This is a genomic window from Mesorhizobium sp. M4A.F.Ca.ET.022.05.2.1 (assembly GCF_003998845.1).
Lineage (GTDB): Bacteria > Pseudomonadota > Alphaproteobacteria > Rhizobiales > Rhizobiaceae > Mesorhizobium.
Genome location: NZ_RZOJ01000104.1, coordinates 1 through 16,298 on the forward strand (window position 1 = coordinate 1; position 16,298 = coordinate 16,298).

Annotated in this window: 12 protein-coding genes; 7 read left to right on the top strand and 5 right to left on the bottom strand. The window is 66.0% G+C overall.

The annotated features are described in order from the left end of the window. Positions 1-486: hypothetical protein (locus tag EN745_RS36105; RefSeq protein WP_189363048.1), on the top strand; the 486-nt coding region annotated here is incomplete at its 5' end. A 27-nt stretch (positions 487-513) separates the two neighbouring features. On the opposite strand, the gene EN745_RS14110 is transcribed toward EN745_RS36105, so the two are convergent. Both EN745_RS14110 and EN745_RS14115 read right to left on the bottom strand, forming a co-directional pair. Beyond that, a complete protein-coding gene (locus EN745_RS14110; protein ID WP_189363049.1) occupies positions 514-1,716 on the bottom strand; it encodes a cytochrome P450 in 1,203 nt (400 codons plus the stop codon). A 19-nt stretch (positions 1,717-1,735) separates the two neighbouring features. Continuing rightward, a complete protein-coding gene (locus EN745_RS14115; protein WP_127421540.1) occupies positions 1,736-2,404 on the bottom strand; it encodes an N-acetyltransferase in 669 nt (222 codons plus the stop codon). 217 nt (positions 2,405-2,621) lie between these two features. Between EN745_RS14115 and EN745_RS14120 the strand changes: the two genes are divergently transcribed. Next, the gene (locus EN745_RS14120) at positions 2,622-3,506 is read left to right on the top strand and encodes a hypothetical protein (protein ID WP_145992027.1); all 885 of its coding nucleotides are present in this window, start codon (positions 2,622-2,624) and stop codon (positions 3,504-3,506) included. 108 nt (positions 3,507-3,614) lie between these two features. On the opposite strand, the gene EN745_RS14125 is transcribed toward EN745_RS14120, so the two are convergent. From EN745_RS14125 to EN745_RS14130, 3 genes are all read right to left on the bottom strand, one after another. Then, positions 3,615-7,019, bottom strand: a complete 3,405-nt coding sequence (locus tag EN745_RS14125; protein WP_127421542.1) for an acyl-[ACP]--phospholipid O-acyltransferase — start codon at positions 7,017-7,019, stop codon at positions 3,615-3,617. A gap of 95 nt (positions 7,020-7,114) precedes the next feature. After that, positions 7,115-7,282: a hypothetical protein gene (locus EN745_RS36110; RefSeq protein WP_189363050.1), complete on the bottom strand. Its 168-nt coding sequence runs from the start codon at positions 7,280-7,282 to the stop codon at positions 7,115-7,117. A 280-nt stretch (positions 7,283-7,562) separates the two neighbouring features. Beyond that, a complete protein-coding gene (locus EN745_RS14130) occupies positions 7,563-8,309 on the bottom strand; it encodes an IclR family transcriptional regulator (protein WP_127421543.1) in 747 nt (248 codons plus the stop codon). A gap of 157 nt (positions 8,310-8,466) precedes the next feature. Between EN745_RS14130 and EN745_RS14135 the strand changes: the two genes are divergently transcribed. The 5 genes from EN745_RS14135 (at position 8,467) to EN745_RS14155 (ending at position 16,205) form a co-directional block, all read left to right on the top strand. Then, the gene (locus EN745_RS14135) at positions 8,467-9,858 is read left to right on the top strand and encodes a transaminase (RefSeq protein WP_245487720.1); all 1,392 of its coding nucleotides are present in this window, start codon (positions 8,467-8,469) and stop codon (positions 9,856-9,858) included. 143 nt (positions 9,859-10,001) lie between these two features. Continuing rightward, positions 10,002-11,402, top strand: coding sequence for an SWIM zinc finger family protein (locus EN745_RS14140; protein ID WP_127421545.1), 1,401 nt, complete (start codon positions 10,002-10,004; stop codon positions 11,400-11,402). A 254-nt stretch (positions 11,403-11,656) separates the two neighbouring features. After that, positions 11,657-12,844 carry a DUF5691 domain-containing protein gene (locus EN745_RS14145; protein WP_245487721.1) on the top strand — a complete coding sequence of 396 codons (1,188 nt, stop codon included), beginning with the start codon at positions 11,657-11,659 and terminating at the stop codon, positions 12,842-12,844. Positions 12,845-12,863: 19 nt separating this feature from the next. Further along, positions 12,864-13,943 carry an AAA family ATPase gene (locus EN745_RS14150; protein ID WP_127421547.1) on the top strand — a complete coding sequence of 360 codons (1,080 nt, stop codon included), beginning with the start codon at positions 12,864-12,866 and terminating at the stop codon, positions 13,941-13,943. 3 nt (positions 13,944-13,946) lie between these two features. Further along, on the top strand, positions 13,947-16,205 hold the full coding sequence (locus tag EN745_RS14155) for a DUF5682 family protein (RefSeq protein WP_127421548.1): 2,259 nt from the start codon (positions 13,947-13,949) through the stop codon (positions 16,203-16,205). Positions 16,206-16,298 lie beyond the last annotated feature (93 nt).

Below are 16,298 nucleotides of genomic sequence, written 5' to 3' on the forward strand. Positions count from 1 at the left end.
GGCTATGACGACGAGCTGGTCACCGTCCGGTTTCCGCGGCGCGGCAGGCATGACGCCCCGACGGCGCGCTGGAAGAAGGCGTTTGGGCGCGTCGGGTCATGCCTGCCGAAGGCCGTGCGGAGCCCGACGCTGTTCATGGCGCATCCGCACGGCTTCCCGATCGGGCAGCGCAGGACGCTGGTCGACGGCATGACGCTCGACAGGCATCAAGCCGCCATGCCGATGGAATGGAAGCTCGGCTGGATCCGCCACTATGCGGTGAAGTCGCGGCAGGAATTGCTGAGCAAGCACGCCCGCGGCGGAGGCTTCACGCCGGCGAGCGAGGCGCCCTCGCTGGAAGAGTATATCGCGACGAGGGATCAGAATGACATTCTTGATCCGCTCGACGACGCGGCGATCGAGGTCCTGCGGGCCAAGGTGGCGGAGATAGTCCGCTCGCTCGATCCGGCGATCCTTGCGCAGACGCGGCCGCTTTTCCTTGACTGAGGATTGGTGGCCCGGCGCGCGATCCTCTCAAGCGAGGACAAGCGGCGCGGTACTCATCCCGTGAAACGACAGCGACGGGCGGCGCCTGGCGCCGGCGGCATCAAGCCGCCAGCCGGGAGCGCGGGTGAACAACGCCTCGAGCATCGCCGCGATCTCGATGCGGGCGACATGCTGGCCGAGGCAGACATGCAGGCCAGTGCCGAAGGTCAACGACAAGGCCAGCGAGCGGGTGAGGTCCAGCCGGTCACCGTCCGCGAACACCGCATCGTCGCGGTTGCCGCTGCCCAGCACCGCCACCACCGCCTCGCCGTTCGCGATCCCAACGTTGCCGAGGTCGATGTCTTCGGCCGCAATGCGCGCGACCGCGTATTGCACGGAGGCGCCAAAGCGCAGCAATTCGGCGGCCGCGCTGCTCCAGTCGACAAGCCGGCGCTCGAGCAGGGTGCGCTGCTCTGGAAAACGGTGCAGCGCGACCACGGCGTTGCCGAAAGCGTCGACGACGGTCTCCTGTCCGGCAAACAGCATGAACACGACGTTGGCCACCATGTCTTCGCGCGACCAGCGCCCTTCGGCGACTTCCCGCGCCATGCGGGCGACCATTCCGTCCGGCCGGAAGGCCTGTTGCGCCAGCCGCTCCTCGACAAAGGCCCGGCATTCGGCATAGGCCGCGGCGCTGGCAGCCGGCGGCTGGTCTGTTCGCAGGTCGAACGCACCAGCCATGCGGCTGGTCACCGATTTCAACGCCCATGGATCCTCGATCTCGATGCCCATGGTTTCCTGCAGCAGCCAGAAGGAGACCGGCACGGCGAGCCCGGCGACGGCATCGATGCGGCCGTCCGCCATCGCCCGGTCGACCAGCTCGCGGCTTAGCGCCCGCAGACCCTGTGTCAGCGCCTCGACGGTGGGTCTGGAGAGGAAGCCTGCAACCGGCCGGCGCAGCCCGCCATGCTGCGGCGGATCGGCGAGCATCACCGACCGGCTGAGCAGCGCCATTGGCGCCTGGTCGACAAGCTTGCGGCGGACCTCCTCATACCTGCCGGGCGGCGCCTGCAGCAGGGCGGGATGTTTCAGAACGCGGGACACCAGCTCATGGCTGAAGACGTAATGCGCGTCGGCGAGTTCGGGATAGGGCGCCGCGCCGCGCGCTATGCCGCCCAGTGCGCGCATCTCGGCAAAATGCGCGAACGGATCGTCGCCGAGCGCAAACGGATCGAAGAACGGAGCCGTCATGCTGCGGCCGGCTCGCACGTCATTTCTTGAGGTCCTTGGCCGAGATGACCCGGAAACCGCCGGACGCGGCATCCTGCGGGAAGAAATCCGGCATGACGTAGAGGAATTCGCAGTCGTAGACGCGGTAGTGCAGACGCAGAAGCGGATCGCGGATAATCTCTTCCAGCGGCGGCCTTATGCCGGTCTCGTTCCAGCGGTCTATGGTAGCGCGAAACCGCGGGTCGGCCCTGACCTGGTCGTCGTCGCCGCCGGATGAGCCGGCATAGGCCGAGCAGCGGCCGTCGCCGATCAGCCAGCGCGCGCCGAGGCGGTGGCCGTGGCGCTCCATCTCCTTCAGCAGCCGGATCGCCGTGTTGCCGCCGCGGTGGCTGGGGCGGACGCAGAGATTGTAGGCATAAAGAGAGTGCACCGGCTCGCTGCGCGGCAGCAACGCAAAGGCATCGAAATTCGCGGGAAAGTCTGCACGCACCAGCGGGTCCTGGCTGGTTTCGGTGAAGCAGAGCGTGCCGGCAAGCACGTCACCGTCGATCGCCCCCAGCATGGTGTGGCCAAGCGCCAGCCGGCGTCGGATGGTCGCCTCGCTGGCCTGCAGCGGGCCGGCCCAGGCGGCAGCTTCAAGCTCCATCAGCAGCGGCATGTCGTCCGCGTCCAGCTTCCGGATTGGAAGCGCATTATTCTCGACGTTCATCTCTCGGCCACCCGGCTTGCCCATGCGCTATAGGGCGCGTAGCAGCTTTTTGCTAGTCAGCAAGACTGCAGTTTGCAATTCTGCGGATGGGGGGCGCAATCGCTTGATATTCTACGTCACACATAGAAAGCACGCTTACACGCATGCGGTTGTGCTTCTCTATCACCGCACAGATCTGCAAGCATCGTTCCGGCTGGTTCGCTATGAGGATGCCGGATTGCTGCGCGGCGTTCGCGCCGGCGTGGTGATCTGGTCGGACATGGACCGGCTGACCGCCGAGGAGATGAAGCGGGCATCAGACCTGAGCGCCGCGCTGGCGCGGCTAGCGGGCCTGAAGCAGCTCAACCACCCGACCGCCAGCCTGCAGCGCTTCGATCTGCTGCGTGTGCTTGGTGACGATGGCGGCAACCTTTTTCGCGCGTTCAGGCTGGACCAGCTCGACGACACGATGCGCTATCCGGTCTTCATCCGTGACGAGGTGGGCGCACTCTACGAAGAGCCGCCGCTTCTGCACGATCGGCCGACGCTCGACGCGGCACTCGCCCGGCCGGACGGTCGCAGGCTGGTGCGGCCGATCGTGGTGGAGATGACCGGCGCGCCATGGCCGGACGGATACTACCGGAAATTCGCCGCCTATCGGGTCGGCGATACGATCTACGCCCAGCATATTGCCATGTCGAAATCCTGGTTCGTCAAGAATTCGAACGAGGAGCTCCTGCCGGCGCATATCGACGAGATCAGGGCCTACATTGCCGCGAACCCACATGCCGAATGGGTGATGCAGGTCTTCGAAAAGGCCCGTATGCAATACGGGCGCATCGACTACACGCTGACCAACGGCAAGCCCACAGTGTTCGAGATCAACAGCAATCCGACCGTGCTGAGCGACCCGCCGACGCCGTTCGCTACTTATGACCCGCAGCCTTTCGCCGACCTTCATGCCAACGCGCTGCTCGCGCTGCCCCAGGCGACAGCGCCGGATTCGTTGCCCGAAATCGACGCCGCCCACCGAGCGACGCTAGCCAAATTGCGGCGCCGCTACGAGTTCAAGCGGCTGAAGCTCGTGTTGAAGAAGCTCTTTGGGCGAAGTGGCAAAATCTGAAGCGCGATGCCTTGCCTATCGATCCGCGCGCGCGAAACAATGGCAATGTCGGGCCGACAGAAGCCCTGGCGGGCCGGCGTTTTGCGCCGGCCCGTTCGCGTATCCGCGTCAGGCGGCCTTGACCTTCAGGTCTTCCTCGCCGCGCACCATCTTCGTCACGCCGGCGAAGTCGAGCTTGCCGGAACCGAGCACCGGCACTTTTGCAACGACGCGCACCTCGGCAGGCACCATCAGGTCCATGGCGCTGTTGGCCTTGGCGAAGGCCAGGAAATCCGCGCGGGTAGCGTTCGCAGCCTCCGTGATCAGGATCAGCTTTTCGCCCTTGCGGGCATCCGGCACGGTTGCGACGGCCGACAGCGAGCCTTTCCACAATTCGCCGGCCAGCGCCTCGACGGCAGCCAGCGAGATCATCTCGCCGCCGATCTTGGCGAAACGCTTGGCGCGGCCGCGGATGGTGATGAAGCCCGCCTCATCGATGGAGACAACGTCGCCGGTGTCATGCCAGCCGTCTTCCAGCGGCTCGAGCGCGCCCGGCTTCTCGGCCCGCAGATAGCCTGACATGACATTCGGGCCGCGCACGTAGAGCCGCCCGCCATTCTCGACGCCGGGCACCGGATCCAGCCGATACTCCATGCCGGGCATGATTTTGCCGACGCTGCCGGACCGGTTGTACATCGGCGTGTTGATGGAGATCACCGGCGCCGCCTCGGTCACGCCGTAGCCCTCGAGGATGCGCAGGCCGAACTTCTCCATATAGGTCATGCGCGTCGCCGCCTTGACCGGCTCGGCGCCGGCAAAGCAGTAGCGCACCGAGCGGAAGTCGTAAGGATGCGCCGTGCGCGCATAGCCTGAGAGGAACGTGTCGGTGCCGAAGATGATCGTCGCATTCGACGCGTAGACCAGTTCAGGCACGATGCGGTAGTGCAGCGGCGAGGGGTAGAAATAGACCGGCACGCCCGAGATCAGCGGCAGCACCGTGCCCGCCGTCATGCCGAAGGAATGGAAGATCGGCAGCACGTTGAACACCTTGTCGCCCGAGTGGAAGTCGATGCGCGAGGCGGCCTGGGCGGCGTTGGCGAGGATGTTGCGGTGGGTAAGCACCACGCCCTTCGGCGTGCCTTCGGAACCGGAGGTGAACAGGATCACCGCCGCGTCGTCGGGCTTGCGGGCGACGCGCGGTGTGGTCTTGCGCAGCAGCCCGAGCAGCTTGTCCTTGAGGCCGATGCCGGCCCGCAGGTCGTCGAGCCAGACGATCTCCACCGAGCGGCCGATTTCCTCGACGACCGCGCCGAGCTTGGCCTGTTCGACAAACGCGCGGGAGGTGAGCACGGTCCTCACCTCGGCGGCCTTGCAGGCGGAGAGGATGTTCGCCGCACCCGCGGTGAAGTTGATCATCGCCGGCACCTTGCCGGCCGACATGACGCCGAGCAGCGTCGCGCATGCGCCGTTGGCATTGGGCAGCATAATGCCGATTGTCTGCTGGCTGGCATAGAGGTGCTCGAACTTCTCGCCGAGCACGGCGGCAGCCGTCAGCAGCTTGCCGTAGCTCAGCGAGCCGGTGACCGGGTCCTGCACGGCGAGCTGTTTCATGCCGCGCTCGTTCGCCGTCAGGATGATTTTCTCAAGCACCGTCTTGTCGATGTCCTCGGTGCGGAAGACGAGATCCGACATCACCTGATAGAGGGCGGCGCCCGCCGCGGTGCGACGCTGGCGGCCCTTGAACTCCTGCGGAACTTCGAGCTTCACCGGTTCCAGGATGGTCACCTTGACCTTCGGGAACAGGCGGCGGCGCACGTGCTGCGACGTCAGCCGCGAGAAGTAGCTTTTCTCCAGCCCGTCGATGCGCACCGGCACGACCATCGAGCCGGTCTTGTCGGCGACCATGGCGGCGCCGTCATAGACCTTCATCAGGCCTCCGGTGACGGTGATGCGGCCTTCGGGGAAGATGACCAGCGGATCGCCGCCCTGCACGATCTTGATCAGCGTGCGGGTCGACATCGGCTTGGCCGGATTGAGCGGCAGGGCGCGGGCGAGCTTCAGGAACGGCTTCATCCACCAGGCCTGCGCGATGGTGTGGTCGATGGCGAAGACCGGCTCCTCGTCGGTCAGCGTCAGGGCCAGCGGACCATCGAGGAAGCTGACATGGTTGAGCGCCAGGATCGGCGCCGGGCCGGCGGCCTTGAGGTTGTCCAGCCCCTCGACCTCCAGATGATGGAAGGCGCGGAACAGGATGGAGACGAAATCGCGGAAAGGATTCGTCGGCAGGTATTTCAGCATCAGCCAGGCGGCGACGGCATTGACCACGGCAAGGCCGGCCAGCACGCCGGCGATCGAGACGCCAGCGCCTTGGATGGCGGCGACGATGCCGCCGCCGAGGGTCATGAAGCCGGCGCTGACGACATTCACCGCGGCGACGACACGGGCGCGCCGGTCCTCCGGCGCCCAGGCCTGCACGGCCGCGAAGGTGGGAACGACAAGGAAGGCACCGGCGATCGCCAGGCCGGCGAGATCAATGGCGACTCGGATGGTGTTCGGGCCGGCGAAGAAGGCGCTGAGCGTCTGCGCCTGGGCGGAGGCCTGAAGGCCCCACACGCTCCAGGCGAGGTCCAGCCCGAACACGGCCATCAGCGCGGTGCCGACAGGGGCGGGCAACAGCACCATGCGTCCCTGCGACATCCAGGCGGCGATGGCCGAGCCGATGGCGACGGCGACCGCGAAGACCGCCAGATAGGCGGTCACGGCGATCTCGGTGCCGCCGAGCGAATTCTTGACCAGGGTTGGCAGGATGGAAAGGACGATGGCGCCGACCAGCCAGAACCAGGACGCCATCAGCGCCGCCCGCCAGATGCGTTGGTTGGTGCGCAATTCGCTGACCAGACGCCAGGTAGAGCGCAGGACATTCTTGTCGATCACCAGGTTCGGCGCGGCCGCACCGGTCGCCGGGATGTAGCGGCTGACGAGCCAGCAGCCGACGGCAAGCGCCATCATGATCGGTCCGAACACCGCAACGCCGATGCCGTCGGCGGAGACGACGCCGCCGGCGATGGTGCCGCCGAGGATGGCGGCGAAGGTGGCCGACTCGATCCAGGCGTTGGCGCGCGGCAGTTCCTTGCGCTCGAGGTGATCGGGCAGGATGCCGTATTTGATCGGGCCGAACAGCGCCGAAATCACGCCGAACAGGAACAGCGCCGTGAGCAGCACCGGAATGGACGACAGCGCGATGCCGATTACGGCCAGCAAGGCGGCGCCGATCTCGACGAACTTCAGCCTGCGCGCCACGAAAGCCTTGTCGAAGCGGTCGGCGATCTCGCCGCCAAGCGCGGACAAGAGCAGGAAGGGGGCCATGAAAATGGCGCCGGCCAAGGTCACCAATGACGCCGCCTGGTCCGCGGCAAGGGTGAAGAGGATGAGGAACACCAGCGTGTTCTTCAGGAAGTTGTCGTTGAAGGCGGACAGGAACTGCGTCCAGAAGAGAGGCGCAAAGCGCCGCGACATCATCAGATGGGTGTTCATGGCAAGTTCCATTGGGCAAGGCCATCGAGCAATCCGAGATGGATCGGTCAGCGGTTGCTTGCGCGGTTTGAGCCTCGTTTTAAGCGGGAAGCCGGTTAAACTTCGTTACTGCGGTTGATATCCATCATCAGCTTTTCGGTCTTGGCGCCTTGCAGCCTGTTGATGAACCGGCCCGTTTCCTTCGCGTCACGCAGCGTCTTGGTGATGGCGATGGACGTTTTCCAGGCACTCGACTGGTTGGAAACATAGCTGTTGATGGCCATCGATATGATCCTTTCGTTTCAGGGTTAAGCCGGGTCGGCGCTGGCTGGTTTCAGGGCCGGATACAATCAGCAGGCTTCGTCATCCTCTTCGCCGCCCATTTTCCATGAACGATGTTCATAACGCAATATAGCACATTGTGAACGGCGTTCAAGAGAAAAGTGAACAACGTTCAAAGTTTCAAATGAAGGCGACAAGAGGGGGGCTTCGCCTGGTTCGGCGACCGCGACCAATGAGCGGCAGCCGCGAGTATGGCGAGTTCAGCCTCGCCGATGCGGGATGTCACGCCTCGCCGGTCAGCCGTGCCGCAATCAGGCGCGCCGCCGTGACCGCAGCCTCGCCCTGTTTGGCCGCGACCGCATCGTCGACGCGGGATACGGGGGACGCCACCGCCAGCGCGCCGATCGGTTGGCCGTCGGCGCCGAGGATCGCGGCGCCGATGCTGTGCACGCCTTCCTCATAGCCCTGCGAGCTACGCGAATAGCCGCTTGCGGCGGCAAAAGCGATGGCTTTGGCCAGCGTGTCCGGTCCTGTCACCGTATGCGCGGTGAAGGCCTGCAAGGGCTTCTCCAGATAGGCGCTGACCACTTGCAGCCGCGACGCGGCGAGGAAGGCGATGCCGGAGGCCGTGCCGTGCAGTGGCAGGATCTGGCCGACGTCGACATTGACGCGGTTGGCCTTCGCCGACAGTTCGACATGCACGGTGAGCAGCGCGCCAGCGCTGAACTCCGACAGATGCACGGTCTCGCCGGTTTCGAGCGACAGCTCCCGCGCCACCGGCGCCGCCACGCGCACGAAAGGGAAATGCGCGTCGCGGATGCGGGCCAGCCGCGACAGGCCGGCGCCCAGCCGGTAGCGGCGGCTTTGCGGCTCCTGATCGATCAGCCGATGGTTGGCGAGCGCCATCAGCAAACGCCGGGCTGTCGCCTTGTCGAGGCCGGCCTTGCGGGCGAGGTCGGACAGCCCGATCTCCGGCTCGTCGAGCGTGAACAGCTCCAGCAGCGAGACCGCCTTGCCCACCGTGCTCATGATGCATTCTCCAAGATAGTTCGCATGTGAATTAACTTGACAGCAGCCGAGGTAGCCTGCAGTTTGTCTATAACATGCAAAACGATGGTTCAAATAGTGAACCGACAAGAAAATCATCTTGTGCCCAACTGACGGCACACAAGGGAGGCTTCGCCCCGTGACGGCTGCCAAAAACGCTTTGCATTCAAAGACAACCGGCGACCTGCTCGACCGCGAGCAACAGCGCTTCCTCGAAACCCACCCGCGCTCGGCGGCGGCGTGGGAAGAGGGCAAGAGGCATTTCCTCTATGGCGGTCCCTCGCACTGGATGCGCCGCTGGGCCGGCGGTTTCCCGGTCTATGCGGCGTCGGCCAGCGGCGCCCACATAAGCGACATCGACGGCCACGACTATGTCGACTTCGCCCTTGGCGACACCGGCGGCATGTGCGGCCATGCGCCGGAGGCGGTCACCCGCGCCGCCCTTCGCCAGTTGCGGAACGGCACCACGATGATGCTGCCGACCGAGGACAGCCTCTGGGTCGGCGCAGAGCTTACGCGCCGCTTCGGCCTGCCTTACTGGACGCTCACCACCTCGGCCACCGACGCCAATCGCGGCGCCATCCGCATTGCCCGCATAATCACCGGCCGCGACAAGGTGCTGGTCTTCTCCGGCTGCTATCACGGCGGCGTCGAGGAGGCGCATGTCGAGATCCGCGACGGCCGCGTCGGCCTGCGCAACACGATCCATCCCAACGGCGTCGACCATTCCGCCGTCTCCAGGGTTGTCGAGTTCAACGACGTCGCGGCGCTGGAGGAGGCGCTTTCAGCTGGCGACGTCGCCTGCGTGCTGACCGAGCCGCTGATGACCAATTTCGGCATGATTCCGGTCGCCGACGGGTTTCACCAGGCGCTGCGCGAGATCACCCGCCGCACCGGCACGGTGCTGATCATCGACGAGACCCACACCATCTCCAGCGGGCCGGGCGGCTACACCGCTCAGCACGGGCTGGAGCCGGATATGCTGGTTGCCGGCAAGGCGATTGCCGGCGGCATCCCGGCCGGCGTCTTCGGCGTCTCGCGGGAGATCGCCGAGCGGTTGTGGGCGATCGTGCCGATGGTCAATCCGCGCGTGCGCCAGTCGGCGCATCTCGGCATCGGCGGCACGCTCGCCGGCAATGCGCTGACCGTCGCCACCATGCGCGCGGTGCTGGAGGAGGTGCTGACCCCCGCCAATTTCGAGGTCATGATCGCCAATGCCTCGCGCCTGGCCGAAGCCGCGCGCGGCATCATCAGCGCCAGCAGATTGCCCTGGCATGTGACGCAGGTCGGCGCCCGCGCCGAGATCATGTTCATGCCCGCACCGCCGACGAACGGCGCCGATGTCATTGCCGGCCGGCGCGGCGACCTCGAGACGCTGCTGCATGCCTTCTACATGAACGAGGGCATATTGGTGACGCCGTTCCACACCATGTTCCTGATGTGTCCGGCGACGTCGCCGGCCGACGTCGACCGCCACACGGAAGTCTTTGCCCGCTTCGTCGATCTCGTCCGCGGCGCGGGGGTCGTCTGAAGCCGACATTACCGGCCCAGCCTGATCAGGAAACCGAACGTTAGACAAGGAATTAACTTTGCGGAGGCTGGAGCTACACCAGCGCGCCGCAAACGGCTATCTATCGTCGCGGAATCATACTTCGGGGTCATGAGAGGCGCGGCTTGCAACTGGACCTGAAAACCATTGAAGCGCTTGCCCCTGACCAGGCCTCGCTCAGCGCCGCCTCGAAGCTGACCAAGCGGTCGAACTGGCCTCGGCTCGAGACAAATGAGCAACTGGGGCTCATCTGGGGCGAATGCCAGGGCTCGGGATCGAATCCCTACCGTGTAGCATTCGATACCGGCGACCATGGCTACAAATGCACCTGTCCGTCGCGGAAATTCCCGTGCAAGCACATACTGGGGCTGATGTGGATCGGCGCCACCGCGCCGGCCAGCTTCGATCGCGTCGAGCAGACGCCGGATTGGGTCAACGACTGGCTCGGCCGGCGCCGCCGGCCCGGGCAGCCAGCGACGCAGGCGGCGGCAAACTCGGAAGGCAAAAGCATCGACGAGGCATCGCGGCCCGAGCAGAGCGCTCCGGTCGAAGATGCCGTGGCCGCTGAACGCCGCGAGGCGGCACAGCGCAAGCGGGCCGAGGACACGCGAAGCGCCGTGGCGGCAGCGCTGGACGAGCTCGATCAATGGATAGCCGACCAGCTCCGGCTCGGCCTTGCCGGGTTCGTCGATGCCTGCAGCGAGCGCTGCCGCCGCATTGCAGCCCGGCTGGTCGACCTCAAGGCCACAGCGCTTGCCGGCCGCGTCGACGAGTTGCCGGCGCGGTTGATGGCGCTGCGCGGCGAGGAGAAGCCGGATGCCGCGATCCGCGAGCTCGGCAAGCTGGTGATGCTCGCCAAGGCTTGGCGCGCCACGCCCGATGATCCCGAGCTGAAACGACTTGTGTCGACATCTGAGACGCGCGAGCAGGTCCTCGCCAACCCCGAGGCCGTTCAGGTCGAGAGCGATTGGGAGGTGCTCGGCGAGAAGATAGAAACCCGCCGCGACGGTCTCGTCAGCCATGCGACATGGCTGCTCGATCTGAAGAGCCCGGCGCCGCGATTTGCCGTTCTGCTCGATTTCTTCCCGGCTTCGGCCGGGCGCCGGTCCGGCGCCTTCGCGCCGGGAGATCGCTTCAAGGCCAAGCTCGTATTCTATCCATCGCGCAATCCGCTACGGGCGCTGGTCGTGGAACGGCTCGGTGATTCGGCACCAGGCGCTTGGCCAGCCTTCGGCTCGGACGCAGCCGGCGATCCGCTTGCCGCATATGCCGCCTTCCAGGACGGCGCGCCATGGCTGTCGGATTGCCCGGTCATCCTGCCTGCCGGCGCGATCGCGCTGGACGAGAAGGAAGGCGCCTGGTGGCAGGCTGCGGGCGATCCGCACGGCATTGCCCTGCCTGTCGCGGGATCGGTCAACCAGACATTGCTCGGCCTCGAGCTTGCAGCCACGGCGGCGCTCTGGAACGGCGCCAGGCTCGAGCTTCTTGCGTCGCAGAGCAATATGGGGAGGCTCGATCTGTCGTGAACGAACTCGAGCAGGCAGGGCTGGCAAGGTTGCGCGACGGCTGGATTTCCGGCGGCGCCGCTTTCGAACTTGCCCCTGCCGAATGGAAGGAAGTGGCGGCAGCGGCCAGCCCGGACGAGCAGCAGAGGCGGCTGCTGGCCATTGCCGCGCAGGCGCTCGATGTCGCGCTTCGGCCGGCGGCGGCGAAAACCTTGAACCGCCGTCCGCCGCTGCCGGTGCTGGCCATGCCGACGCTCCCGGAACGGCTGCGGCCGTTGCTGCGTGCCGCATTGAAATATGCAGCCGAAGTGAGGCTCAAGACCCGCGTGGCCGCGCTCGTCGCCAGCCGCGGCTTTGTGCTGCATCCGATGGATTGGATGCCCGCTGCGTCGGATCAGGAAAGTCCCGAGGTCTATGCCCCCTGGGTCGACTGGCAGGCAGGCGCGGACGGTGAGAAACAGTCTCGACGCGAGCAACTGACTGCGGAGACCTGGGATGATTTCTATCCCGCGGCGCGCCGTACCGCGCTGATCGATTTGCGGCGCACCATGCCTGCCTCGGCGCGGACGCTGATCGAGACAAAGGGGGCAAGCGAGCCTGCGGAGGTCAGGCTTGCGCTCGTCGAACTCATGCGCTTCGGCCTGGGTGCCGATGACGTTCCGTTCCTGAAGAGCCTGTCCGCCGATCGCTCCGGCAAGGTGCGCGAAATGGCCGGCCGGCTCCTGGCAAGGTTGGGAGAGCATGGCAATCCGGCTGATGGTGGGTCGGAAGATCCGACAGCCGAGCTCGCCGCTTTCATCGAGGAAGGCAAATCCGGCTTCATTCGCCGCCGCACCACCTACGCACCGACAAAACTCAAGTCGCCTGCGCAACAAGCCCGTCGCGCCGACTTGTTCGCATCCTGCTACCTCGGCGATCTTGTCGCTCGCTTCGGCAAGACAGAGCCTGAATTCATCGGCGCATGGCAATTCGGCGTCGATGACAATGCCGATCGTTTTCTCGTTCTAATGGTCTCGGTGTCCGGCAGCGATGCGGCGGTGGCCTGTTTGGCGGATATGCTTGTCGCCGAAGGCGGCAAGCTGGCGCTTCTCGTCCTCCAACTCATGTTGCGTTTGGACGGCGGCAGGAAGCGTCTCCTGATCAGTCAGATCCTGAATGACGCGCAGAATCTGCACGCGCTAAATCAGGTCGAAGGCGCCGAAGCAGGCTGGCTGGAATGGGGCGACCTCGCAAAAGGCAAGACGCTTTCGGCGCTGCGCTCCGCCGTCTCGGGCGACAACGACGTCATGAAACGAAGCGCCGAGCAGTATCTCGAGGCCATAGGCTTTCTCGCCACGGCGGCGACGGCGGAGAAATTGATCGGCGAGGTCGTCGCCGCCGGCCTGCCGCCCGCATCCCCATCGCTCGGCCTGCTGCGGATCAACGCGGCGCTGGCCGAAAAGCCTTCCCAATCCAACAGATGATCAACCCGGAGATGATCGCATGAACGCAGCCATCCGCCTTCCGGCCGAGCAGGTCTATGCCGCCGAACTGCAGGCGCTCTCGCGCGGCGACGACCGCCAGAAGCCCGCCGGCTGGAGTCTGTCGCCGAAGGCCGTGCTTACCTATCTGATGGGCGGCAAGGCGAACGACGGCACGGTGATTTCGCCGAAATATGTCGGCCGCCGGCAATTGATGGAAACGGCGGTGGCCACGCTCGCGACCGATCGCGCTCTGCTTTTGCTCGGCGTGCCGGGAACGGCGAAATCCTGGGTTTCGGAACATCTCGCCGGCGCCATCATGGGCAATTCCACGCTGATCGTGCAGTGCACCGCCGGAACCGACGAGAACCAGATCCGCTACGGCTGGAACTATGCCCAGTTGCTGGCGAAGGGCCCGAGCCAGGAGGCGCTTGTGCCGACGCCGCTGTACCGCGCCATGCAGGAAGGCAAGCTCTGCCGCCTGGAAGAGCTGACGCGCATGGGCTCCGACGTGCAGGACACGCTGATCACCGTGCTGTCGGAAAAGATGATGCCGGTGCCGGAGCTCAACACCTCGATCTACGCCCAGCGCGGCTTCAACATCATCGCCACCGCCAACAACCGCGACAAGGGCGTCAACGAACTCTCCTCGGCTCTGAAGCGCCGCTTCAACGTCGTGGTGCTGCCTCTGCCCGGGGACATGGCGGAAGAGGTTTCGATCGTTTCCAGGCGCGTCGGCGAGATGGCCGGCGGATTGGACCTGCCAGTGCCGAAGAATGTCGGCGAGGAGATCGCCCGCGTGCTCACCATTTTCCGCGAGTTGCGCTCCGGCGCGACGGCCGACGGCAAGGTGACGCTGAAGACGCCATCTGGCTCGCTCTCCACCGCCGAGGCGATCGCAACCGTGATCAGTGGCCTCAGCCAGGCGGCATGGTTCGACGACGGCAAGTTTCACGCCGAAGGTTTGGCGCCGAGCCTTGTCGGCGCGATCGTCAAGGATCCGGTTCAGGACAAGGTCGTGCTGGAGGAGTATCTGGAGACGGTGCTGAAGAAGCGGTCGGACTATGCCGGCTACTACGCGGCGCTCAACGCGGCCATCTGAGCCATGACTGAGGGCGGCATCAGTTATTTCGGCATCCGCCACCACGGACCGGGCTCCGCCGAGAGCCTGGTCAAGGCATTGCAGGAATTGCAGCCTGTCGCCGTGTTGATCGAAGGGCCGGTCGATGCGTCGCCGCTGTTGCCGCTGCTCGCCAGCCCCGACATGAAGCCGCCGGTGGCGCTGCTCTGCTATCCCGAGGACGATCCGGCCGCGACCAGCTTCTGGCCGTTCGCCGAATTCTCGCCGGAATATCAGGCGGCGTTGTGGGCGGTCGCCAACAAGGCGGCGCTGCGCTTCATCGATCTGCCGTCCGCGGCGCGGCTGGCCGAGAAGGCGCCCGAAAGTCCGACCGACACCGATACCGCCGAAGCGGAACCTGTCGAAGAGCAAGGCGAGGAAGCGACGCGCATCCAGGATCCGATCGGCACCCTGGCGCGCGCCGCCGGCTACGAGGATGGCGAAAGCTGGTGGTCCGATATCATCGAGCAGAATCCCGCGCCGGGGCCGATCTTCGCGGCCATTGCCGACGCGATGACGACGCTGCGCGACGGCGAGGGTGTGATCGGCAAATTCGAGGCGATGCGCGAGGCGCACATGCGGCTGGAAATCGCAGTCGCGCGCAAGGAGTTCGATGGGCCGCTAGCGGTCGTCTGCGGCGCCTGGCACGTGCCGGCCTTGCAGGCGGCGCATACGCAAAAGAGCGACCAGGCCCTGCTCAAGGGAATGGCCCGCCGCAAGACCATGATGACCTTCGCGCCGTGGACGGGGCCGCGCCTGGCGCTCGGCTATGGCTACGGCGCCGGCGTCGTTGCACCCGGCTGGTGCAAGCATCTGTGGCAGACGCGTGCGCAGGGCGACTCTTCCATCCTGTGGCTGGCGCGGATCGCTTCGGTCCTCAGGGCGAAAGGCCACATGATCTCGACCGCGTCGCTGATCGAGGCGGAACGTCTGGCGCGCGCGCTTGCGGCCATCCGCGAACGGCCGAAGCCGGGTTTCGAGGAACTGCGCGACGCTTCGATCGCAGGGCTGTTCAACGGCGAGGCCCTGCTGTGGAAGATGGTCGAGGCCGAATTGCTGCTAGGCGCCGATGTCGGCGAGATACCGCCGGACACGCCGCTGGCGCCGCTGATCGATGACCTGCAGCGCAACCAGAAGACGGCGCGGCTGAAGCCCGAGGCCTTGGAACGGGAGCTCTCCATCGACCTGCGCAGCGAGAGCGGGCTGTTTCGGTCGACGCTGCTGCACCGGCTGAACGTGCTTGGCGTGAACTGGGGCAAGCTGACCGACACCGGGCGCAGCCGCGGCACCTTTCGCGAGCGCTGGATGCTGGCCTGGCAGCCGGAGTATGCCGTTCAACTGGTCGAGAACCTGGTCTACGGCCCGACCATCGAGAAGGCCGCCAACGGCCGCCTGGTTCAGATGATCGCCGCCGCCGCGACACTCGACACCCTGGCCGCGCTGGTCCAGGGCGCCATCACGGCGGCTCTCAGTGAAGCTTCCGCTGCTGGCCTCGTCGCGCTGGAGGAAAAAGCGGCACACAGCAGCGAATGCCTGGAACTTCTGGCTTCGGTGCCGCCGCTGGCCGACATCATCCGCTACGGCGAAGCGCGCAAGACCGAGACGGAGCGCCTTGCGGGCCTACTGGAGCGGCTAATCGTCGAGGGCTCGATCGCGCTGCCCTACGCCGCGCGCGATCTCGACGTTCAGGCCGCCGCGGCGTTGATCGGCGCGATGCGCAAGGCCGACGAGGCGATCAGGCTGGTGGAGCCGGGCGAGGATGTCGTGGATGCCTGGCGCGGCGGCCTCGCGGCCGTGCTCGATTCGTCGCGATCGACAGCGCTCGTTGCCGGTTGGGCGGCCCATCTGCTCTACGAGGCCGGACGGCTCTCCGCAGAGGGCGCGGCCGACCTTTTGGCAAAGCGCCTGTCACCCGGGACGCCGGTCATCGACGCTGCCGCTTTCTTCGAGGGCTTCTTCAGCGGCGCCGGTCAGCGACTGATCTATGACGAGGGTCTGCGCGGCGCCGTCGATGCATGGCTTGCCTCACTCGACGAAGAGGCCTTCGTTGCGCATCTGCCCTTGCTGCGCCGCGTCTTCTCCAACCTCGACAGCATGGAGCGCCGGCGTTTGATCGAAGCGGTGCTCGGCAAAGGAGCGAGCCTGCCCGCCGGGCTGACGCCGACGCCCGACGGCGGCGAAGCCTGGCGCCGGCACTTTGGTCTCCTCGGCAAGCTGCTTTCAGGGGAGCCCAGCCATGGATGACGATGCGATCGGGCCGGACCTCGAGCCGACGGGAGGAACGCGGGAACGCCGCTGGCGGCTGGCGATCGGCGCCGACGATGCGTCGTCGTCGGC